The organism is Salipiger marinus, assembly GCF_035481585.1.
In the GTDB taxonomy this organism is placed as follows: Bacteria; Pseudomonadota; Alphaproteobacteria; order Rhodobacterales; family Rhodobacteraceae; genus Salipiger; species Salipiger marinus.
On record NZ_JAYKSL010000005.1, the window covers coordinates 151,312 to 173,052 of the forward strand.

Sequence of the window (21,741 nt, forward strand, 5' to 3'; positions counted from 1 at the left end):
TCTGCCCGAACTTCGGGCACTGCCTTGGCAAGACGCGCCACGCCGCCAGAAAAATATGTTAGACAGGTCCATTACGCTTTGAATGGGGCATCGCGCCTTCTGCCCTCCGTCCCGGGCAGGCGCGCAGGATATGGACCGCCCATGCTGAATGTCCGACAGATCGAGGCCTTCAAGGCCGTCATCGAAACCGGCACGGTCAGCCGCGCCGCCGCGCGGCTCTGCGTGTCCCAGCCCGCGATCAGCAAGCTGATCCAGCATCTGGAGCAGGATACCGGGCTGGAGCTTTTTGAACGCAGCCCCGGACGGATCCGGCCCACCGGCGACGCGCTGCTGCTGTTCGAGGAGATCAGCCGCCTTTATCGCGGGCTGGAGCGGCTGGAAACGGCGGCCTTCGACATCCGCAACAGCAACGGCACCATGCTGACCATCGGCGTGATGCCTGCGCTGTCGACCGGGTTCATTCAGGATCTGATCGTGGAATACCAGACCGCGAACAGCAGCGCGCGGGTCGCCCTGCACGCGCGTAGCACGATGAAGATCGCCGACATGCTGATTTCCGGCGGGCTCGACATCGGCCTGTCCTCCCATCCGGTCGACGATCCGGAGATCGAGCTGATCCCGCTCGACCGTCGCCCCTATGTCTGCGTCATGCCGCATGGCCACCCGCTGGCCGCGCGCGCGGCGCTGACGCCGCAGGATCTGGCCGGGATCCGCTTCATCAACTTCACGCCGACCTCGGATGTCCGGGCGCAGATCGACGAGATCTTCTCCTCTGCCGGGGTGCAGCGCGACATCGTGACAGAAGCCTCCATGGCGCCCAGCATCTGCGCCATGGTGGCGCGCGGATCGGGCGTGGCGCTGCTCAACCCGCTTTACCTTGGCGCCTTCACCGAACTGGTGACCTGCCGCCCCTTCACGCCCACGGTCAGCTCCGAAGTGTCGCTGCTGCTGTCCCGCCACCGGCCCCGCACCTCGCAGGTGGCGCGGTTCATCGATCTGGCCCGGGCCCATGCCGAAAGCCTGAGCCCGGCGCTTGGCACGCCGCTGCCCGGCACCGGTCGGGTCACCGCCACCTCCTGACCGCGCCGCCCGCAAGGGAAAGGCCCCGCCAGCCCGGCGGGGTCTTTCGGCATGGAACCAGCGCGCCCATAACCTGAGTTTCGCGCATAGCAATTATTTGGAATTTGACCGAAGAGGTCGCCGCATCCCAACCTGAGACCATGAGAACCCCCTGAAATCATTGCTCCGCAGGTGCGCAGTCGCGCCCCGCGGCAACGGGAGAGCCTTGGCTTGCTGGTCACCCAATTCATCATCCGCCGTCTGGTCTTTTCGATCTTCCTGCTGTTCGGCGTCAGCGTCATCGTCTTTGCGCTGGTCAATGCCGTGGGCAATCCGATCGAGATCCTGCTGGCCGAACGCCCCGGCATCAGCCAGCAGGCCATCGACCAGATGACCGCCTATTACGGGCTCGATCAGCCCGCGACGACACGCTACCTGATCTGGGCGGGAAACCTGCTGCAGGGCGATTTCGGCACCTCCATCATCTACAACCAGCCGGTCTGGCAGATGATGACAAGCTGGGGGCTGGAAACCCTCAAGATACAGGTGCCGGGCATCCTGATCGCGCTCGCGCTGGCCACGGCCATGGCGGTGACGGCGGCGATGCGCCAGTACAGCCGTGTGGATTTCGGCGTGATGGCCAGCGCGATGCTGGGCCAGTCGCTGCCGGGCTTCTTCGTCGGCATCCTGCTGATCCTGATCTTTTCCTACTGGCTGGGCATCTTCCCGTCTTACGGCGCCTATTCCATGCGCTCCCCGCTCTGGGGCAGCCATCTGCTGGACGCGCTCTGGCACATGGTGCTGCCGGTGGCGATGCTGACCTTCTTCAACACCGCCGCGCTGACGCTGCTGATGCGGTCCAACCTCGTGGACATCCTGCGCCACGATTTTGTCACCGCCGCCCGGGCCAGCGGCCTGCCGGAACGGCGCATCATCTACGGCCATGCGCTGCGCAACGCGCTGATCCCGGTGCTGACCTATCTGTCGCTGCTCTTTGGCCTGATGCTGGGCACGGCGCCGGTGACCGAGACGGTCTTCACATGGCCCGGTGTCGGCTACCTTTATATCAACGCGATCCAGCAGCTCGACTATCCGGTGATCCTTGGCGTCACCATGGCCATCGCGGTGATGCTGGTCGTCGTCACGCTGCTGACCGACATCGCCTACGTCCTCATCGACCCCCGCATCAGATTGGACTGATCCATGGCCTCCATCGACCATATCTCCGCCGCCAGCACGGCGCGGACAGACAAACCGCGCGGCATGTGGGCGCAGGGCTGGGCGCGCTTCCGCCGCAACCGGACCGGCATGCTGGGGCTGGGGCTGGTCAGCTTCGTCGTGCTGGTGGCGATCCTGTCGCCGCTGATCGCGCCCTATGCGGCCAATGACCAGTCGGCGATGATGAATTTCGGCTCGCGCAGCGGTCCAAGCCTTGCCCATCCCTTCGGCACCGACCGGATGGGGTATGACGTGCTGACCCGGATCGTCTATGGCGCCCCCACGGCGCTGGCGGTCGGGCTGGGCACCATGCTGGTCGCCTCGGTGCTGGGGCTGCTGATCGGCGGCATCAGCGGCTATGTCGGAGGCTGGGCCGACGAGGTGATGATGCGCCTCACCGAATTCTTTCTGGTGCTGCCGGTCTTCGTGGTGATCCTTGCGGTGGTGCGGCTCTTCGGCGTGATCGTCGTGGGCACGCCGCTGGAAGACATCCCCTATCTCAACCTGACCACCATCGTGCTGCTGCTGGGGCTCTTCGGCTGGCCCCCCATCGCGCGGATCGCCCGGGCGGAATTCATGCGGCTGAAAAGCATGGAATTCGTCGAGGCCGCGCGCTGCATCGGCGCCACCCGGTCGGACATCCTGCTGCGCCACATCCTGCCCAATGCCATGCCCTCGCTGGTGGTGGTGATCGCGCTCGGCATCGGTTCGGCGATCCTGTCAGAGGCGATGGTCAGCTTTCTTGGCTTCGGCGACCCCGAGGCGATCAGCTGGGGCCAGCTGCTTTATTTCAACTATGCGCAGCTCAAGGTGTCGCCCTGGGCCTCCATCGCGCCAAGCACGGCGATCTTCATCACCGTTCTGGGCTTCAACCTTCTTGCAGATGGGCTGTCCGATGCTTTCAACCCCCGTGTCAAATAAACCCGCCCCGCAATCCGAACCGCTGCTGGACGTGCGCGGCCTGTCGGTCAGCTTTGGTCGCGGCACCAGCGCCGTGCCCGTGGTGATGGGTGTCGATCTGCGCGTGGGACGGCAGGAGACGCTGTGCCTTGTGGGCGAAAGCGGGTCGGGGAAATCCGTCACCTCGCTGGCGCTGATGGCTCTGGCACCGGGCGGGGCGGAGATCACCGGCGGGCAGGTGCTGTTCGAGGGGCAGGATCTGACCGCGATGGGTCCGGCGGCGCTTGGCAAGGTGCGCGGGCGGCGGATGGCCATGGTGTTCCAGAACCCGGCGCATTCGCTGAACCCGATCCTGACCGTAGGCAAGCAGCTTGGCGAGATCTATGCGTGGCACACCCGGGCCAACCGGCGCCAGACCCGCGAGCGCGTCGCCGACCTGCTGCGGCAGGTGGGGATCACCGATGCGCATGGGCGGCTGGACCAGTTCCCGCACGAGCTGTCCGGCGGGATGAAACAGCGCGTCTGCATCGCGCGCGCCCTGCTCTGCGATCCGGCGCTGATCCTTGCCGACGAGCCGACCACCAATCTTGACGTGACGATTCAGGCGCAGATCCTCGATCTGCTCGACGAGATCAAGGAGACCTTCCGCACCTCCATCCTGCTGGTGACCCATGACATGGGCGTGGTGGCGCGGATGGCCGACCGGATCTCTGTCATGTATGCCGGGCGCATCTGCGAAAGCGGCGAAGCGCGCGCGGTGTTCCGCGATCCGCAGCATCCCTATACCCGCGCGCTGCTGGACAGCACGCCGCGCATCGACATGCGCTACGAGCCGGGCGCGCGCGATCTGCCCGCCATCGGCGGACGCCCCCCCAATCCGGCGCAGCGGCCGGACGGCTGCCAGTTCCACCCGCGCTGCGCCGAGGCGGGCGAGGACTGCCGCACCCTGCTGCCGCGCATGACCGCCAGCGGACCCGGCCACGCGGTCAGCTGCCTGCGCCGTGGCTCTCGGGTCGAGGAGAACGCCGCATGAGCGCCCCCCTGCCCTTCCCCGCCCGCGACCTGCTGGAGGTGCGCGGCCTGCAGAAGCTTTATCCGGTCAGCCGGCGCGGCATGTTCCGCCGCCACCGCATTGGCGAGATCCGCGCCGTGGATGACATCTCGTTCGGCGTGGCGCGGGGCCAGACGCTGGGGCTGGTCGGCGAAAGCGGCTGCGGCAAGTCGACCACGGCCCGGGCGATCCTGCACCTGATCGACGCCAGCGGCGGCGAGGTCCGGCTGGGCGGGCAGGATCTGCTGCAGACGCTGCGCGGACCGGACCGCAAGGCCGAACTGGCGATGCGGCGGCGCGTGCAATACGTGTTTCAGGATCCCTACCTGTCGCTGAACCCGCGCTGGACCATCGCGCAGACCCTGTCGGAACCGCTGCGGGTGCATGACCTGCTGCCCCGGCCCGCGTGGCGGGACAGGGTGATCGAACTGCTCGACCTTGTGGGGCTGGAGCCGCATCACGCCGACCGCTACCCGCACGAGTTTTCGGGCGGCCAGCGGCAGCGCGTCGGCATCGCGCGGGCGCTGGCGGTGGATCCCGAACTGCTGATCCTCGACGAGCCGGTGTCGTCGCTCGACGTGTCGGTGCGGGCGCAGATCCTGAACCTTCTGGCGCGGCTGCAGGCGGAACTGGGACTGACCTACCTGTTCATTTCGCACGATCTCAGCTCGGTGCGGTTCCTCAGCACCCGCGTCGCGGTGATGTATCTGGGCAAGATCGTCGAGATCGCCGATGTGGACCGCCTGTTCGAGGCGCCGCGCCACCCCTACAGCCGCGCCCTGCTCAGCGCGATTCCGGTGCCCGATCCCGACCGCCCTTCGGCGCGCAACACCCTGCTGGGAGAGATCCCCAGCGCGATGAACATGCCCGCCGCCTGCCGCTTTCACACCCGCTGTCCCCGCGCCAGCGCCGTCTGCAAGGCGCATGAGCCCCCGATGGAACCCGGCCCGCAGGGCAGCGCACTGGCCTGCCACCACCCGCTGGAGCCCCCCGCGCCCTGATGAGGCGCGGCAAAGATGACCCACACAAAACCGACAACAGGGAAAAGACCATGCAAGTGAACCAGACACGACGGAATTTCCTCAAGACCACCGGTGCTGCGGCAACCGCGCTGGCAGGCGGCGCCGGAACCATGGCCCGCGCTCAGGCGCCGTTCTTCCGCATGTACATGATGATCCCCAACAACCAGCCCGCCCGGATGATCTGGGGCACGCTGGCGGCGCAGCAGATCTCCAAACTGGGCATCGACGTGCAGTCCAGCTATGTGCCGTGGTCGGTGATCACCCCGCGCCGCACCAATGGCGAGGGCAAGCCCCATGCCGACGGCGGCTGGGATGCCTATCTGGAGCGCTATTACTACAATTCGATCACGCCGGTGCCGAACAACCTGTTCTCGTCCTCGGCCTTCCCGCCGAACGGGCAGAATTTCTACTATGTCGATGACCCGGAAATCGACGCCTCGCTTGCCGATTACGCCGCCGCCCGCGAGGAAGCCCCCCGCATGGAGGCGATCACCCGCTTCCAGAAGCGCTGGTATGACATCCAGCCGATGACCATCCTGTTCTACCCCGAGGACGTGATCGCCACCAATCCCAAGCTTTCGGGGTTTTCGGGCACCACCTTCAATCCGGTGTTCTTCCCCGATCCCGAAAACTGGACCATCGCGGATGCGGGCGACGAGGCCAGCGCGGCCTTCGCCTCGTGGCAGCCGCCGCAGAACCTGACGCCGATGTATACGGGCGGCTATTCCGACGCCAATGTCTTTGGCCCGGTGTTCAACCGGCTTTATGAATACAAGGACTGGGACAGCAAAGAGATCCAGCCGGCGCTGGCCACCGGCCACACCGTGTCCGAGGACGGGCGGCACTGGGTCATCACGCTGCGTGAAGGCGTGCGCTGGCACAGCGGCGAGGAATTCACCGCCGAGGATGTGGTGTTCACATGGGCGATGATCCTGAACGAGGCCTATGCCTCGCCCTTCAACGCGCCGTTCAAGGAGATCTTCGCCTCGCCCGAGGCGTTCAGCGCCACCGGCAAATACGAGGTCACCGTGGATCTGCCCAAATTTACGGTGCAGTTCGAACACTGGGTGATGAACGCGATGCAGGTGATGCCGAAACACGTGCTGGAAGGCATCGCCCCCGAAGATCTGCGCGCCCATCCGTTCAACACATGGAACGGCACCTTTGATGTCACGCTGTCGGACGGATCGACCTATTCCGCGAAGGGCGGCGTGGGCACCGGCCCGTGGATCAGCGAGGGTCAGGACCAGATGCGCAACACCTTCGTCTACACGAAGAACCCCGATTACTGGAAAGAGACGCCGGGCAATGTCACCACCTATTATCTGGTGAACATCCAAGGGTCGGATGCGGTGCTGTCGGCGCTGCGCGCGGGAGAGATCGACGCGCATGATCCCATGTATGACATCGGATCGCTTGTCGACACGATCGACCCGTCATGGGGCAAGGTGCAGACCTATGACAGCTACAAGTGGCAGCATGTCTGCTACAACCTGAGGCACCCGATTTTTGGCACCGGTGTCGACACGCCCCTTGGCCGCGAGGATCCCTCCCGTGCGGCAGAGGCTGCGGCCTATGTCCGGCAGGCCTTCAGCCATGCGATGCCGCGCGAACAGATCGTGCAGGAAATCGCCAGCGGCTTTGGCGCGCCCGGCACGGTGCCGATGCCCTTCACCGCACCGGAATACGCGGCGGATCTGCTCAAGCCCATCGAGTACGATCTCGAAATCGCGCGCGAATTCATGACCAAGGCCGGTTACGTCTACTGACGGCCCGCCGGACGCGGCGCGGCCCGCGTCCGGCCCCCCTTCCAGAACCGTCCGAACCTATGGAAAGCAGAACCATGACCAAAAAGATGATGCGGCTCGGCCTGTCGATGCGCGGGCTTGGATACCACCCCGCCGCGTGGCGTCACCCCGATGTGCCGGTCAATGGCGCCAGCGAAATCGAGCATTACCACACCGTCGCCCGCCATGCCGAACGCGGCAAGATCGACATGATCTTCTTCGCCGATGGCGCGGGCGTGCGGGCCAAGGACACGCCAAAGGGCTCGCTGGCGCGGCTGGGGCAATACATCACCGACATCGAACCCACGGTGCTGCTGGCCTCGATCTCGGCGGTGACCACGCATCTGGGGCTCGTGACCACGGCATCCACCGCCTATAACGAACCCTATAACCTTGCCCGCCGCTTTGCGGGGCTGGACCTGATGAGCCATGGCCGCGCCGGGTGGAACATCGTGGCCTCATGGTCGAACGAGGAGGCCAAGAATTTCGGCCTTGAACAGGTGCGCGACTATGGCGAGCGCTACGAGCGCGCCGCCGAATGCGCCGAGGCGGTGACCGGGCTCTGGGACAGCTGGGAAGACGGGGCCTTCGTGCTCGACAAGGAGTCGGGGATCTTCTTCGACGAAAGCCGCATGCACCGGCTGAATTTCGAGGGCAAGCATTTCAAGGTGCGCGGTCCGCTGAACGCCCGGCCTTCGGAACAGGGGCGGCCCATCGTGGTGCAGGCGGGCAATTCCCCCGCCGGGCGCGACATCGGCGCCAAGCTGGCCGAGGTGATCTATACCGCGTCCAACACCATCGAGGACGCGCTGACCTATTACGCCGACATGCGCGAGCGGCTGGCGAAATTCGGCCGCCCCCCCGATGCTCTGCGGGTGATGCCGGGCTTCCGCACCTATATCGGCAGGACGCGCGAAGAGGCGCAGGAGAAGTTCGAGATGCTGCAGGATCTGATCGATCCGGTGGTGGGGCTGTCCTTCCTTGCCGACACGTTCGGCGATCTGTCCGGCCTGCCGCTGGACGAACCGATCCCGGCGGATTTCAAACCCGCAGGCGACCGGGAAGGGATCAGTGGCTGGGCCGACCGGCTCATCGCGCGGTCCCGTCAGGACGGCAAGACCATCCGCGAGCTTTACCTTGAACAGGCGGGGCAGGCGTCCAGCAACTACATCGGCACCGCCGCCGACATCGCCGACATCATGGAGGACTGGTTCCACAAGGAGGCCTGCGACGGCTTCAACCTGACCGTGCCCCACCTGCCCGGCGGGGCTGCCGATGTGTCCGACCTGCTGGTGCCGGAACTGCAGCGCCGGGGGCTGTTCCGCACCGAATACGAAGGGCGCACCCTGCGCGAGAACCTTGGCCTGCCGCCGCATCGCAACCGCTATACCGGCGCCGACCGGGTGCGCGAGGCCTCTATCGCCTGAGATCCGGTGCGGCCCCCGGACCGGGTCATGCAAAAAGGGCGGACCTGCGGGTCCGCCCCAAGGGATGCCGGAAAGAGGGAGCGCCCTCCGGCATCATGCTCTGGCCTCAGTGCGACACGGCGATGGCCTCGTCCGAGGCCGACTGCGCGTCGCCGCTGCGCAGGTTCGGGCGCAGTTCCAGCCCCAGCCGCGACCGCAGCGTGTCCCCGGCATAGTCGGTCTGCGCCAGACCCCGGCGCCGCAGTTCCGGCATCAGCAGCGTCAGGAAATCCTCGGCGCCGCCCGGCATGTAGGGGGCCATCAGGTTCCAGCCGTCGCAGGCGCCATCCTCGAACCAGTCCTGCATCAGATCGGCGATCTGCGCCGGGGTGCCGCAGCAGACATTATGCCCGGACGAGATCGAGATCTCCTCATAGACCTGCCGGATGGTCATCGGGGTGCGTTCCAGCCGCCGTTCCCACTGCACGATGGCGCTTTTGACGCCGTTCGATTCCGGCAGCGGCAGCGGCATCAGCTCTTCGGGGTCGCGGTCGCTGAGATCGCCGAACATCTTGGAAATCAGCTGCAGCCCCACCGCCGGATGGACCAGCGATTTCATCTCGTCAAGCTTGGCCTGCGCCTCGGCTTCGGTGGTGCCGATGATCGGCATGATGCCCGGCATGATCATCACCTTGTCGGGATCACGCCCGGCGGCGGCCACGCGCGCCTTCATGTCGGCATAGAACTCCTGCGCGATGCCCTTGTCCTTCTGCCCGGTATAGATGATGTCGGCGATGCGCGCGCCAAGATCGCGCCCCGGCCCCGATCCGCCCGCCTGCGCGATCACCGGATGCCCCTGCGGCGAGCGTGCAAGGTTCAGCGGCCCGCGCACCTGATAATGCGGCCCCTTGTGATTCAGCAGATGCATGCCTTCGGGCCGGAAATAGCGCCCCTCCGCCTTGTCGCGCACGAAGGCGTCGTCATCCCAGCTGTCCCAGAGCCCGGTAACCACGTCGAAGAATTCATTGGCGCGCTCATAGCGTTCGGAATGGTCCATCAGCGCATCGCGGCTGAAATTCAGCGCCTCTTCCTCGGACCAGCCGGTGACCACGTTCCAGCCCGCGCGCCCGTCAGAGATGTGATCCAGCGAGGCGAACTTGCGGGCCAGCGCATAGGGTTCGTTATAGGTGGTGGAGGCGGTGCAGATCAGGCCGATCCGGTCGGTGACGGCCGCCACGGCGGCCAGCAGGGTCAGCGGCTCGAACCGGTCGATATGGCCGTGGCGGCTCAGTTCTTCGGCATCCTTGTGCGGGATGCGCACGGCGGCGCCGTCGGCCAGGAACATGAAGTCGATCTTCTGCTCCTCGGCGGCCTTGATGATCCGGGCATAGCCTTTGAAGTCATTCGCGATCCCGGCATCGGCATCGGGATGGCGCCAGCCCGAATTATGGGCGCCGTTCTGCACCATGTTGATGCCGATCTTCATGCGACGGGGGGGGTTGGTCATGGTCGTCTCCTTTTCCGGCGGCGCCGGGTGGTCAATGGTCGGAAGCGGGGGCGGCCCCCAGCGGGAAATGGCAGGCACAGCCCCGCCCCCCGTCATGGCTGGCCAGAGGCAGATCCTCGACGCAGCGGCGCGGAAGCTCGTGACCCCCCTGCGCCACCCGCGCGGCGGCGGGCAGGCCGGGCGCCACGCGCCGCGCCTGCGGACAGCGGGTGTGAAAGACGCAGCCCGAGGGCAGCGCGAGCGGGCTGGGGATGCTGCCCTCCAGCAGCGCCACCTCGCGGCCGCGCTCAAACTCGGGATCGTCGCTGGCCACCACGGACAGCAGGCTTTCGGAATAGGGATGGCGCGGGCTCATGCAGACGTCGCGCGCAGGGCCCTGTTCGACGAAGCGGCCCAGATACATGACGCCCGTGTCATCGGCGAAATGGCTGACCAGCGCCAGATCATGGGTGATGATGACATAGGTCAGCCCCAGCCGGTCCTGCAGTTCCACCAGCAGGTTGACGATCTGCGCCTGAATCGACACGTCAAGCGCGCTTACCGGCTCGTCGAGCACAAGGATTTCCGGCTCGAGGATGATGGCGCGGGCGATGGCCACGCGCTGACGCTGGCCCCCCGACAGTTCGTTGGCGTAGCGGTCCAGATGCGCGGGGCTCAGCCCCACCTGACGGATGACCCGTTCGATCCGGGCGCGCTGGTCGGCGCGGTCGCGGGTGATGTCATGCACCACCAGCGCCTCGCGCAGCACCTCGCGCACCCGCATGCGCGGATCGATGGAGGCGCGCGGATCCTGCAGCACCAGCTGCACCCTGCGCCGCAGCCGCCGACGGTCGCGGGCGGTCAGCCCCGACAGGCGGGTGCCGTCCACGATGACCTCGCCAGAGGTCATCCGCACCAGCCCGACCAGCGCGCGGGCGAGCGTGCTTTTGCCCGACCCGCTTTCGCCGACAATGGCGTAACAGCTGCCGCGCGGGACGCTGAAGCTGACATTCTGGACCGCGCGCACATGGCGCTGCACCCCGGTCCGGAAGAAGGAGCGCCCGACCGGGAAGGACACGCAGAGATCCTGCACCTCCAGATGGCGGGCGGCAGGCGCGGTCGCGGGGGCCTGCTGCGCCGGGCTTTCCTGCGCGGGCTGGGCAGGGCGAAGGTGGCGCAGGTCACGCGGCATGAAGGCTCTCCGTCTCGTCGGGAAAATGGCAGGCCACGTCGGCCTTGCCGCAGCGGGTCAGTTCGGGCGCGTGTGTGGTGCAGGCCGCCCGGCCCCCGGACCGCGCGCAGCGCGGCGCAAAGGCGCAGCCCGGCGGCAGCTGGCCCAGCATCGGCGGCTCGCCTTCGATGGCGGGCAGCATCCGGGTGCCGCCGCCATGGCGCAGCTTGGGCGTGGAGGCCGCCAGCGCGCGGGTATAGGGGTGGCGGGGCCTGCGGAACACCTCCTCCACCGGCCCGGTCTCGACGATGCGTCCGGCATAGATCACCGCCACGTCATCGGCATACCTCGCCACAAGGCCCAGATCGTGGGTCACCAGCATCATCGCCATGTCCCGTTCTTTCTGCATCTGGCGCAGCAGGGTCAGGATCTGCTGCTGGATGGTCACGTCCAGCGCCGAGGTCGGCTCGTCCGCAAGCAGCAGTTCAGGCTCCTGCGCCAGCGCGATGGCGATGACGATGCGCTGTTTCATCCCGCCGGAGAACTGGTGCGGCCACGCGTCCAGACGGCTTTCGGGATCGGCGATCTGCACCGCCTTCAGCAGCGCGATGGACCGGTCGCGCACCTCTGCCGGGGTCATCCGGCGGCCCGAGGTAATCGCCTCCGCCAGCTGCGCGCCCACGGTCATCACCGGGTTGAGCGCGCTTGCCGCGTCCTGAAAGACCACGCCGATATGCTGCCGCCGCAGCGCCTGCACCTGCGCCCCGCTGAGCGACGAGACCTCTTCGGACCCGATCCGCAGCGAGCCGCCCGACACCAGCGCCTGACCGCGGGGCAGCAGCGTGGCGACGGCGCGCAGCAGCGTGCTTTTGCCCGACCCGCTTTCGCCCACCACGGCCAGCGTGCGCCCGCGCCGCAGCGCAAAATCCACGCCGCGCACCGCCGGAAGCGGACCCTTGTCGGTGAGATAGGAAATCTCCAGATCCCGCCCGATGGCGGCAGCATCGCCCACGGTTTCTGCCCGGGCCCGCGCCTGTGCGGCGGTTTCGCGGGGCACCGGCAGCGCCCGCCCGCCGTTCAGCAGCCGGGCCAGCAGCCCCTGCCCCCGCCGCCGCCGCGCGCTGGTGGGATCGTAGATGTTGCGCAGTTCCTCGCCCAGCAGGTTGAAGCCAAGTGCCGACAGCGCAAGGAACAGCCCCGGAAAGGTCGCCATATAGGGATGGGTGCGGATGTAGGACCGGCTTTCGCCCAGCATCGTGCCCCATTCCGGTTCGGGCGGCTGGGTGCCGAGGCCAAGAAAGCTCAGACCGGAGGCGTTGAGCAGGGTCGAGGCGAAGAGCAGGCTGCAGAGCGTGACAAGGATGCCGCCCATATTGGGCAGGACGTGCCGCCCCATCACCCGCAGCGGCGAACAGCCCAGAGAGACGCTGCCCTCCACGAAGGGTTCGGCAAGGGTGCTCATGGCGACGGCGCGGGTGGTGCGGATGAACACCGGCACCGACACGATGCCCACGGCAAGGATCACGTTCAGCGTGCTGGGCCCCATGATCGCCACGATGGCCAGCGCAAAGACGATGTCGGGAAAGGACAGCAGGATGTCGACGCCGCGCATCAGCAGGCTGTCGAAGGTGCCGCGCAGATAGGCCGCCGCCAGCCCCAGCGGCACGCCGATGACAAAGGCCACCGCCACGCCGCCCACGCCGATGCCGATGGAGGTCCGCGCGCCCAGCAGGATGCGGCTGAACACGTCGCGGCCCAGCTGGTCAGTGCCGAACCAGTGCGCCGCCGAAGGGGGCTGCAGCGTGGCCATGAAGTTCTGCGCGTAAGGATCCTGCGGCGCGAGCCACGCACCGAACAGCGCAAGGATCATCATGAAGCCGACCAGCAGCAGCCCGATCAGGCCTTTCGGCGCGCGGGCGATGCGGCGCAGGGTGGCCAGCCGCGGATGCATCAGCAGGCCTGCGCGGGGCGCTGCGGCGGAAGGATGTGTCATGGTCATCGGAGGCCCCTTTTCACGCGGCGGTGTAATCGCGCGTCCGCGGGTCGAGCCATTGCCCGAGCAGATCCGTCGCAAGGTTGATGAGAACGAAGAACACCGCGAACATCAGCACGCTGTACTGGATGACCGGATAGTCGGAACTGCTGACGGCGCTGACCAGCAGCCGCCCCAGCCCGGGCACGCCAAAGACGGTTTCGGTCACCACGGAGCCGCCCAGCATGCCGCCGAACTGCACCCCCGCCACGCTGACGGCGGCAATCAGCGAATTGCGCAGCGCATGGCGCAGGATCACCACATGTTCCGACAGCCCCTTGGAGCGGGCGGTGTCGAGGTAATCCTTGCCCATCACCTCCAAGAGGTTGGCGGTGACCAGTCGGCTGAACAGCGCGGCAGGCCGGGTCGCCACCACCAGAACCGGCAGCACGTAATGCGCAGGCGTCGCCGCCCCCGCCGCCGGAAGCCAGCCCAGATTCACCGCAAAAAGCCAGATGCAGAGCAGGCCCAGCCAGTAGATCGGCATGGAAATGCCCGCCAGCGTCAGCACCGTCACCACGGCATCGAACCACCCGCCCTGCCGCAGCGCGCAGATGACGCCCGTCACCACCCCGAAGGCAAGCCCGATCACCAGCCCGCCGATGGCGATGATCAGCGTCTTGGGCATGCGCTCGGTGATTTCCAGAACCACCGGGCGCGAGGTCCGGAACGAGGTGGCGATCTCGGGATCGACCACGCCGCGCAGGAACAGCATGTAGCGTTCCAGCGGCGGGCGGTCGAGCCCGAGGTGATGCCGGATGTCGGCAAGCTCGTCTTCGGTGGCCATGTTCCCCGCAAGGTGCAGCGCCGGATCGCCGGGGATCAGGTCGACGAACCAGAAGGCCAGCAGACTGACCACAAAGAGGGTCGGAATGGCGACGGCGAAACGTCTGAGGATGAACATGGCCTGCCGTCCTCAGCCGTCGACCGAGACTTGGACGGTGTCGAACAGCATCGTCTCGTCCGGGCGGATGGTGAAGCCGGTGACGGTGTCGGCGATGCCGATGGCCTGCTTCTGATACCACAGGAAGACGAAGGGCATCTCGTCCCAGACGATCTGCTGGATCTCGGCGTAGATCTTCTTCTGCTCCTCAAGGTCGGTGGTCGCCCGTCCGTCGGCCAGCAGGCTGTCGACCCGCGCATTGTTGAACCCGGTGGTGTTGGCGGACACTCCGCTGCGGAACAGGCGGTAGACGGTAAAATCGATGCCCGCCGTGGCCCGCCCGATCATCGACATGTCATAGCTGCGCTCTTCGATCGGCACCTGATGGGCCGCGGACCAGCTGGGCAGATCCAGCACGTTGGGCGTGGCCTTGACGCCGATCGCCTGCCACTGGCCGGTCAGCGCCTGACAGACCTGCGAGTCCTTGATGTAGCGGCCGTTGGGGCAGTTCACCCGCAGTTCCAGCGGGCTGTCCGGCCCGAACCCGGCCTCGGCCAGAAGCGCCTTGGCGCGTTCGGGATCATAGGGTTTGGGCTCGAAGGTCACGCGCAGCGCGTCCTCGGTGCCGGGGCCCACCTGTCCCTGCGACGGCGTGCCGAGCCCGCCGAGGATGCCCTGCACCATGCCGTCGCGGTCGATGGAGATATTGAGCGCCTCGCGCACCCGCTTGTCTTCGAGCGGGCCGCGCAGCACCATTTCCATCGAGATGGAGAACATGCTGTCGGGCAGGATCACCGAGGCGGTATCCAGCGCGTCGATGGTCGGGATCGATTCCGCGGGCACCCGGTCGACGATGTCGACCTCGCCCGTCTCCAGCAGCGCCATGCGCGCGTGCCGTCCTCCGGCACGGCCATGAAGGTGATCCGTTCCAGCGTGGCCGGGCGCGCGCCCTTGTAATCGGGGTTCGGCACCAGAGTGAACCGCTCGCCGCCGATGAACTCCTCGACCATGTAGGGACCGCTGCCCACCGGCTTGCGGCCATATTCCGCCCCCATCTCGGCATTGGCGTCGGTGTCGATGATCCCGGCGGCGCTGTTGGCCAGCAGCATCAGGACGTGGCCATTGGGTTCGGCCATGTGAAAGACGACCGTATCCTCGCCCTGCGCCTCGGCCTTGCCGAGCGAGGCATAAAGCCCGGCATAGATCGAGCCGCTGTCAGGATCGAGCAGCTGGTTGAACGAGGCGGCGACCGCCTCTGCATTGACCGGCCTGCCATTGGTGAAGCTGTGCCCGGTCTCGAAGCTGACGGTAAAGGTCATGCCGTCTTCGGACCAGCCGTAATCGGTGGCAAGCGCGGGCACCACCTTGTTGTCGGCATCGATGCGGAACAGCTGCTGGAACACCAGCCCGTCCACCGTATTGCCCACGGGCAGCGAATTCACATGCGGATGGAAGGTGGTGGCATCGGCCCCCACGGCGATGCGCAGCTCGCCCTCGGGGGCGGCGATGGCGGCAAGCGGCAGCGCCGTCGCCAGCAGCAGCGAGGCGGCCACAGTGCGGGCGCGGAAGGAAGATCGGACAGCAGAAAGGATCTGGTTCATGGCGGTTCCCGTTGGCATCAGGTTTCTGGCCTCCGAAGCGACAGGCCACGGAGATCGTTCAAGAAGATCCGGATTGTCCCAAGCTGTCGGGCGGCGTTCTGCGGTCGCCTCGCGGCATTGGGTAGGACCAGCTTGGCCAAGCCGCACCCCTGCTGTCAAATTATGATTGACGGGTATCTATATCCTGAAGTTATGCTCTGGCATGAATTACCGACAATGCGAGATCTTCGTCACCGCGCTGGAAGCGGGGTCCGTCACCGCCGCGGCGGACCGGCTTGGCCTGTCCCAGCCCGCCGTCAGCAAATCGCTGAAGCTGCTGGAGACGGAACTGGGGGTGCGGCTGTTCCGGCGCGGCGCCAAGGGGCTGCAGCCCACCGACGAGGGGCGGTCGCTTTATCTGGAGGCGGCGCGGCTGACCGAAAGCTTCAGCCATCTCGAAGGCTATGCGCAGGGGCTGGCGCGGCTGGAGCATGCCCGGCTGGAAATCAGCTGCATTCCCGCCCTGTCCATCGCGTGGCTGCCCGAGGCGATTTCGGACTTTCTCAGGGAATATGGCGACCTGTCGCTGTCGTTCCGGTCCTTCAGCTCTCCGGAGACGGTGCAGCGGGTGGCGCGGGGCGAGCTGGACATCGGCATCTCTCAGGCGAGAAACGAAGATCTTTCCATCGAAAAGACACGGCTTTTCGATCTGCACGCGGTCTGCGTGCTGCCGCCGCGGCACCGGCTGGCAGGGGCCGCGCAGATCCGGCTCGACCAGATTGCGGCAGAACGCATCCTGTCGCTGAGCACCGCCGACGAGATCCGCCGCAAGTTCGAGGCGCTGATGCTGATGGCCGGTCATCCGGTTCAGGGCGGGATCGAGGTGGCCATCGGCGCGATGCTGTGCCGGATGGTCGCCGACGGCCACGGGCTGGGCATTGTCGACGCGGAATCGGCGCGGCTTTTTGACGGGGCCGGAATCGTCGTCCGCCCGCTGGCCGAAGAGATCTCGGTGCCGATCTATCTGCTGCAGAACCCGCTCAAGCCGCAGTCGCTGATCGCGCGCAAATTCGTCGATCACCTGCTGCAGGTCACCGCCCCGCGCCGGGACGCTCCCCGCGCCCCATGAACCGCAGGTTATGGATCCATTCTGCACCACTGCCCGGCAGGCCGTAAAAATGCCGGTTTGATATGCATATTTTAGAGCGGGGCGCCGGTTCACGCCTTCTGGCGCGTCCGTCAGCCTGACGCCACGCGGGCTTGCAGCTTGGTCCGGCCTGCATCGCTCCGGCCAAGGATAACCCCCCGGATCTTGCCCTCCCCCCGCTCGCTGCAGCTGCGGCAGGAGCTGACCCTCCGGCGTTTCGCGGTGGCATGCCATGCCCCCGATCCAAGATCCGGACTGCGGGGCGGTCGCATTTTTGGTGGTCCGTGTCGCAATTCCCGCCATGCGCAGGACCACGGCATGAGAGCCTGCGACACCAAGGCACGGGACCGGAGGACCGACACACCGTCCTTCCCCACATGACAGCCAGCCCCGGATTCCGACGCGCCGCGCCGGACCAAGCCAAAGAAGATGCCGATGCGCTTGCCGTCCGACGTTCTGTCCACCCTGATGCGGCGCAAGCCGGACCATGCGCTTGCGCAGGATTTGTAGTGTGATCCCGGCGTGTTTCAGGTCGATCTTGATCTGATCTGGTATCGGGACTGGCTGTTTTCGATCCCCGCCTGTGAAATTCCCAAGGCTGGCAGCTATGTCGTCCACGAGGTGGGGGTCTATTCCGTGGTGATCGTCCGCGGCAGCGATGGCGACATCCGCGCCTTCCACAATTCCTGCCGTCATCGCGGATCTGTGCTGTGCAAAAGCAAGAATGGCACCGGCGCAAAGCTGGTCTGCCCCTATCACCAGTGGACCTATGAACTGGACGGGCGGCGGCTTTGGGCGCGCGACATGGGCCCTGACTTTGACGCGACCAAGCACGGGCTGAAGCCGGTGCATTGCCGCCACCTGTCGGGCATGGTCTATATCTGCCTTGCCGAGATCGCGCCGCCCCTCGAAGAACTGGCCGCCGAAACCGCACGCCATCTTGCGCCGCATGATCTTGAAAACTCGAAGGTCGCTTTTGAAAGCACCATCATCGAGAATGGCAACTGGAAGCTGGTCTGGGAAAACAACCGCGAATGTTACCATTGCGCCGGCAATCACCCCTCGCTCTGCCGCACCTTCCCCGAGGATCCGCGCACCATCGGCAATGACGGGTCGGGCGAGATCGCGGGCCTGCGCACGCCGCTGCTGGACACCGCCGAAAGCTATACCATGGACGGCAGGGTGGCGGTGACCAAGCCCAACTCCTCGCTGCCGTTCCGCGATGGCGGCGCGCTGCTGAAGTTCAAGTATTCGGGCTGCTGGACCCATGTCCTGTCCGACCACATCCTGCTGTTCCGGGTCACGCCGATCAGCGCCACCCAGACCGAGGTCTGCACCAAGTGGCTGGTCCACAAGGATGCGGTGGAGGGGCAGGATTACGACCTGAAGCGGCTGACCGAGGTGTGGATCGCCACAATGACGAGGACCGCGAGGTGGTGGAAAACAACCAGCGCGGCATCCGCTCCCCCGCCTACCAGCCCGGTCCCTATTCGCCGACCCATGAAGGCGGCAACATCCAGTTCGTCGACTGGTATGTCGCGACGATGATCCGGGCGATCACCGGCACAGCCGCCCCGCTTGCGGCGGAATAGGGCGATGGCGCTGTCATCCGCCCTGACCGCCACAGCCGAGCCCGGGATCTGGACCGATGCCGAGCCGCTTCTGTGCTGCTCGGTGGTGCCCGAGGCCCCAACGCCGCAAGCTTCAGCTTCGTGTCGCCGTCAGGGTCGCAGTTCCGCTATGAGCCGGGGCAGTTCGTGACGCTGGACCTGCCGCTGCCCGGCGGAACGGTCTGGAAAACCTGCACGATCTCCTCCTCGCCCTCGCGTCCGCTGACCCTTTCCGTCACGGTCAAGGCGCAGGCGGCCAGCCTGGGCACGCGCTGGATGGCTCGATCATTTGACGCCGGGGATGCGGCTGCGCGCCTCTGGTCCTGCGGGGATCTTTACCCTGCCGCGCGCCGAACGGAAGAAATACCTGTTCATCTCGGCGGGCTCGGGGATCACCCCGTCGCTGGCGATGACCACCTATCTTTATGATCGCGGCACCGATATCGACGTGACCTTCGTGCATTGCGCGCAGCGTCCGCAGGACATCATCGCGCGGCAGCGGCTGGAACAGATGGCCTCGCGCGTGCCGTCGATCCGGCTGGTCTTCATCGTCGAACAGGACGACCCCTACCGGGTCTGGACCGGGCTGCGCGGGCGGCTGAACCAGCTGATGATCGGGCTGATCGCCGGGGATTATCTGGAACGGGAGGTTTATTGCTGCGGGCCGGAGCCGTTCATGGATGCGGTGCGGGAAATGCTGATCGCGCTTGGCTTCGACATGGCGCGGTATCATCAGGAAAGCTTTGGCGCGCCGGTCCGGAAAGAAGACCAGCTTGCGCAGCATGACGATGTGATCCCCGACGAGGAGGCCGCCGCCAGCATCGCCTTTGCCCGGTCGGCGGTAAAGGCCAGCTGCACCCAGACCGACACCGTTCTGGCGGTGGCGCGCGGCGCGGGGATCGTCATCCCTTCCGGCTGCACCTTCGGGGTCTGCGGCACCTGCAAGGTCAGAAAGACCGCGGGCGATGTTCACATGGTCCATAACGGCGGCATTTCCGAAGAGGACATCGCCGAGGGATATATCCTTGCCTGCGGTTCGAAACCCATCGGGGCGGTCGCACTGGATCTCTGAAACCACGCCCCCTCTCCCCCCTCACGCCCGGAAAGTTCCTTTCATGCGGATCGCGAAAATCCACCTCTTTCAATACGAGCTGCCGGTGACCAACGGCCCCTGCCGCTGCACCGCCGGATGGACGCGCTGCTGTGCGGGCATAATTACGCCAAGGCGGCGGTGGACATCGCCGCGCATGACCTGTGGGGCAGGCAGCTTGGCGTCAGCGTGTCGTACCTGCTGGGCGGGGCGCCGACCGACCGGGTGGCCTCTTATTACTCCATCGGGGTGGCTGCCCCCGACGAGGCCGCGCGCATCGCCGCCGAAAAGGCCCGCGAAGGCTATCCCCAGCTTCAGGTCAAGCTGGGCGGTCGCGACGTGGCGCTGGATATCGAGACGCTGCGCAAGGTCTGGCAGGCGATCCGCGACACCGGCATGACGCTGGCCGCTGACGGCAACCGGGGCTGGACCACGCGCGACGCGCTGCGGATCAGCCGGGACTGCGCCGATATTCCGATGGTGCTGGAACAGCCCTGCGACACGCTGGAGGATCTGCAGAAAATCCGCCCGCTCTGCCATCACCCGATCTATCTGGACGAAACCGCCACCAGCCTCAACACCGCGATCACGGCGGCGGGCACCGGGCTTGCCGACGGGTTCGGGATGAAGATCACGCGGATCGGCGGGCTGCATCCCATGCGCGCCTTCCGCGACCTGTGCGCGGCGCGCAACCTGCCGCATACCTGCGACGATTCATGGGGTGGCGACATCATCGCGGCGGCCTGCGTGCATATGGCGGCCACCGTCGCCCCCCAGCGGATGGAGGGCGCATGGCTCGCCGCGCCCTATATCGACGGGCATTATGACGCGGAAAACGGCATCAGCATCAGGGACGGCCACATCGCGCGCCCTTGGGGCAGGGTCTGGGCGTGTCACCCGATGAAAGCCTGTTCGGCGCCGCCCTGCTTTCGGCCTGACACCTGCCTGCCGCGCGGGGCCCCGAACAGGCGCCGCGCGGCACGGGCTGTCATTCGTGGCGGGCGCGCCATTCCTTGTAGCGCAGCACGGCATTGCCGCCGATCTGCTGGAACGGCTGCGGCGGCAGGCGTCTGGGTGGCGCTTCGGCGGTGAAATGCCGGGTGATGTCGGTTTCGATGCCGCAGGCCAGGTCTGCCGCACCAATCCCGGTCAGCGTGCCGCGCGCGGTGCCAAGCCCGTTCTGCACGCAGCCGGAATAAAGCCCGTGGTCCAGCTTGCGCATGACCGCCACGCCATTCAGCGTCAGGCACAGATGCCCGGCCCCGGCGTGTTCCATCTTCATGCCGCGCAGCTGCGGAAAGCGGGCATCGAATTTCTGCTGCATGACCCGCGCGGCGCGCTGCACATGCCCCGGCCCGATCCGCCGGTCCGGGGCCAGCGTGGCACAGGTGCGCGTGACGATGCGGTTGCCGCCCTGCCCGCTGTCGATCCGGCGCACGGTGGTGCCCATCGGATCCGAAGGCGTGATGCCCCAGCGGCTTTTTCCGCCCAGCCGGGCGAGCGCCTCGGCATCCAGTTCCGGCGTCATCACCGCGTAAAGGAAAATCTGCATCAGCCGGCCTTTTTCAAAACCGAAGCTTTCCAGATGGCCGTTGACGGTCAGGATGACGCGGCCCGCGCTAACCTGCCCCTGCGGCGTTGTCACCGTCCAGCTGTCGCCGGTGCGGGTCAGCGCCGTCACCGGGCTTTGTTCGTGGATCTGCACGCCGCCGCGCGCCAGCCCCGCCGCAAGCCCCCGGATATAGCCCGCAGGCTGCAGCATCACCGTGCCGGGCGTGTAAACCCCCCCCCAGATAATGCCGCGATCCGGTCAGCTGGACCATCGCCTGCGCGTCGAGCATTTCGCACTGCTCACCCAGCGAGGCCAGATGCGCCGCATAGCTCTGGTTATGGGCATGGGCGGTGGCGCTGGCGGCACCGTTCACCTTGCCCGCACGGTCGAAGAAATGCGCGTCGATCTGGTAATCGGTGACCGCCCCGAAGGCAAAGGCGATGGCCTGCCGGTTCAGCGCGATCATGGCGCGGTCATCGCCCGCCCCGGCATAATCCTCCGAGGCAAGGTCGTGCGGCAGATCGATCATGAACCCCGAATTGCGCCCCGCCGAGCTTTCGGCGATGCGCCCCGCCTCCAGCACCGTGACGGCGGCGCGGGGGTCGATCTGTTGCAGCCGTCGGGCAGCGGAAAGCCCGGCAAAGCCCGCGCCCACGATGACCACATCCGCCGTCCGCGCGCCGGTCAGGGGGGCGCGTTCGGGCGCTGGCCCCAGGATCAGGTTCCAGGCAGCCGGCCCCTGAAGGG

Annotated in this window: 15 protein-coding genes and 3 pseudogenes; 11 read left to right on the forward strand and 7 right to left on the reverse strand. The window is 66.6% G+C overall.

Going from position 1 to position 21,741, the window contains the following annotated elements:
• Positions 1–141: 141 nt before the first annotated feature.
• The 7 genes from VK682_RS08760 to VK682_RS08790 all read left to right on the forward strand — a co-directional run bounded on the left by VK682_RS08760 (position 142) and on the right by VK682_RS08790 (position 8,464).
• Positions 142–1,080 carry a LysR substrate-binding domain-containing protein gene (locus VK682_RS08760; RefSeq protein ID WP_165616756.1) on the forward strand — a complete coding sequence of 313 codons (939 nt, stop codon included), beginning with the start codon at positions 142–144 and terminating at the stop codon, positions 1,078–1,080.
• A 210-nt stretch (positions 1,081–1,290) separates the two neighbouring features.
• Positions 1,291–2,259 carry an ABC transporter permease gene (locus VK682_RS08765; protein WP_230795581.1) on the forward strand — a complete coding sequence of 323 codons (969 nt, stop codon included), beginning with the start codon at positions 1,291–1,293 and terminating at the stop codon, positions 2,257–2,259.
• A 3-nt stretch (positions 2,260–2,262) separates the two neighbouring features.
• The gene (locus VK682_RS08770) at positions 2,263–3,198 is read left to right on the forward strand and encodes an ABC transporter permease (protein ID WP_230795583.1); all 936 of its coding nucleotides are present in this window, start codon (positions 2,263–2,265) and stop codon (positions 3,196–3,198) included.
• Positions 3,188–4,210 (forward strand): ABC transporter ATP-binding protein, encoded by a 1,023-nt coding sequence (locus VK682_RS08775; RefSeq protein WP_324781685.1) that lies wholly within the window; start codon positions 3,188–3,190, stop codon positions 4,208–4,210. The genes VK682_RS08770 and VK682_RS08775 overlap by 11 nt, the downstream gene beginning before the upstream one ends.
• Positions 4,207–5,229 (forward strand): ABC transporter ATP-binding protein, encoded by a 1,023-nt coding sequence (locus VK682_RS08780; RefSeq protein WP_230795586.1) that lies wholly within the window; start codon positions 4,207–4,209, stop codon positions 5,227–5,229. Before VK682_RS08775 ends, VK682_RS08780 begins: the two co-directional genes overlap by 4 nt.
• A 50-nt stretch (positions 5,230–5,279) precedes the next feature.
• On the forward strand, positions 5,280–7,019 hold the full coding sequence (locus VK682_RS08785) for an ABC transporter substrate-binding protein (protein WP_324781686.1): 1,740 nt from the start codon (positions 5,280–5,282) through the stop codon (positions 7,017–7,019).
• A gap of 74 nt (positions 7,020–7,093) precedes the next feature.
• Positions 7,094–8,464, forward strand: coding sequence for an LLM class flavin-dependent oxidoreductase (locus VK682_RS08790; RefSeq protein WP_089845652.1), 1,371 nt, complete (start codon positions 7,094–7,096; stop codon positions 8,462–8,464).
• A 106-nt stretch (positions 8,465–8,570) separates the two neighbouring features.
• Here VK682_RS08790 and VK682_RS08795 read toward each other — a convergent pair whose 3' ends face one another.
• The 6 genes from VK682_RS08795 to VK682_RS08820 are packed head-to-tail and all read right to left on the reverse strand — an operon-like array spanning position 8,571 to position 15,616.
• The gene (locus VK682_RS08795) at positions 8,571–9,950 is read right to left on the reverse strand and encodes an LLM class flavin-dependent oxidoreductase (RefSeq protein WP_089845305.1); all 1,380 of its coding nucleotides are present in this window, start codon (positions 9,948–9,950) and stop codon (positions 8,571–8,573) included.
• A 31-nt stretch (positions 9,951–9,981) separates the two neighbouring features.
• Complete coding sequence (locus VK682_RS08800; protein ID WP_230795589.1) at positions 9,982–11,121, reverse strand: oligopeptide/dipeptide ABC transporter ATP-binding protein; 1,140 nt, start codon at positions 11,119–11,121, stop codon at positions 9,982–9,984.
• Positions 11,111–13,099 carry a dipeptide/oligopeptide/nickel ABC transporter permease/ATP-binding protein gene (locus tag VK682_RS08805; protein ID WP_230795591.1) on the reverse strand — a complete coding sequence of 663 codons (1,989 nt, stop codon included), beginning with the start codon at positions 13,097–13,099 and terminating at the stop codon, positions 11,111–11,113. The genes VK682_RS08800 and VK682_RS08805 overlap by 11 nt, the downstream gene beginning before the upstream one ends.
• Before the next feature lie 13 nt (positions 13,100–13,112).
• The gene (locus VK682_RS08810) at positions 13,113–14,036 is read right to left on the reverse strand and encodes an ABC transporter permease (protein ID WP_089845311.1); all 924 of its coding nucleotides are present in this window, start codon (positions 14,034–14,036) and stop codon (positions 13,113–13,115) included.
• 12 nt (positions 14,037–14,048) lie between these two features.
• Positions 14,049–14,900 (reverse strand): ABC transporter substrate-binding protein, encoded by an 852-nt coding sequence (locus VK682_RS08815; RefSeq protein ID WP_324781687.1) that lies wholly within the window; start codon positions 14,898–14,900, stop codon positions 14,049–14,051.
• Positions 14,807–15,616: an ABC transporter substrate-binding protein gene (locus VK682_RS08820; protein ID WP_324781688.1), complete on the reverse strand. Its 810-nt coding sequence runs from the start codon at positions 15,614–15,616 to the stop codon at positions 14,807–14,809. Before VK682_RS08820 ends, VK682_RS08815 begins: the two co-directional genes overlap by 94 nt.
• 202 nt (positions 15,617–15,818) lie before the next feature.
• Here VK682_RS08820 and VK682_RS08825 point away from each other — a divergent pair, with 202 nt between their 5' ends.
• From VK682_RS08825 to VK682_RS08840, 4 genes and pseudogenes are all read left to right on the forward strand, one after another.
• Positions 15,819–16,724, forward strand: coding sequence for a LysR family transcriptional regulator (locus tag VK682_RS08825; RefSeq protein ID WP_230795594.1), 906 nt, complete (start codon positions 15,819–15,821; stop codon positions 16,722–16,724).
• 639 nt (positions 16,725–17,363) lie between these two features.
• A pseudogene (locus tag VK682_RS08830) lies at positions 17,364–18,334 on the forward strand (aromatic ring-hydroxylating dioxygenase subunit alpha).
• Between the two features lie 4 nt (positions 18,335–18,338).
• A pseudogene (locus VK682_RS08835) lies at positions 18,339–19,424 on the forward strand (FAD-binding oxidoreductase).
• A 117-nt stretch (positions 19,425–19,541) separates the two neighbouring features.
• Positions 19,542–20,534 carry a mandelate racemase/muconate lactonizing enzyme family protein gene (locus VK682_RS08840; protein WP_324781689.1) on the forward strand — a complete coding sequence of 331 codons (993 nt, stop codon included), beginning with the start codon at positions 19,542–19,544 and terminating at the stop codon, positions 20,532–20,534.
• On the opposite strand, the pseudogene VK682_RS27330 reads toward VK682_RS08840, so the two are convergent.
• Positions 20,431–21,658 (reverse strand): annotated as a pseudogene (locus VK682_RS27330) (NAD(P)/FAD-dependent oxidoreductase). The gene VK682_RS08840 and the pseudogene VK682_RS27330 sit on opposite strands and share 104 nt — an antisense overlap.
• Positions 21,659–21,741 lie beyond the last annotated feature (83 nt).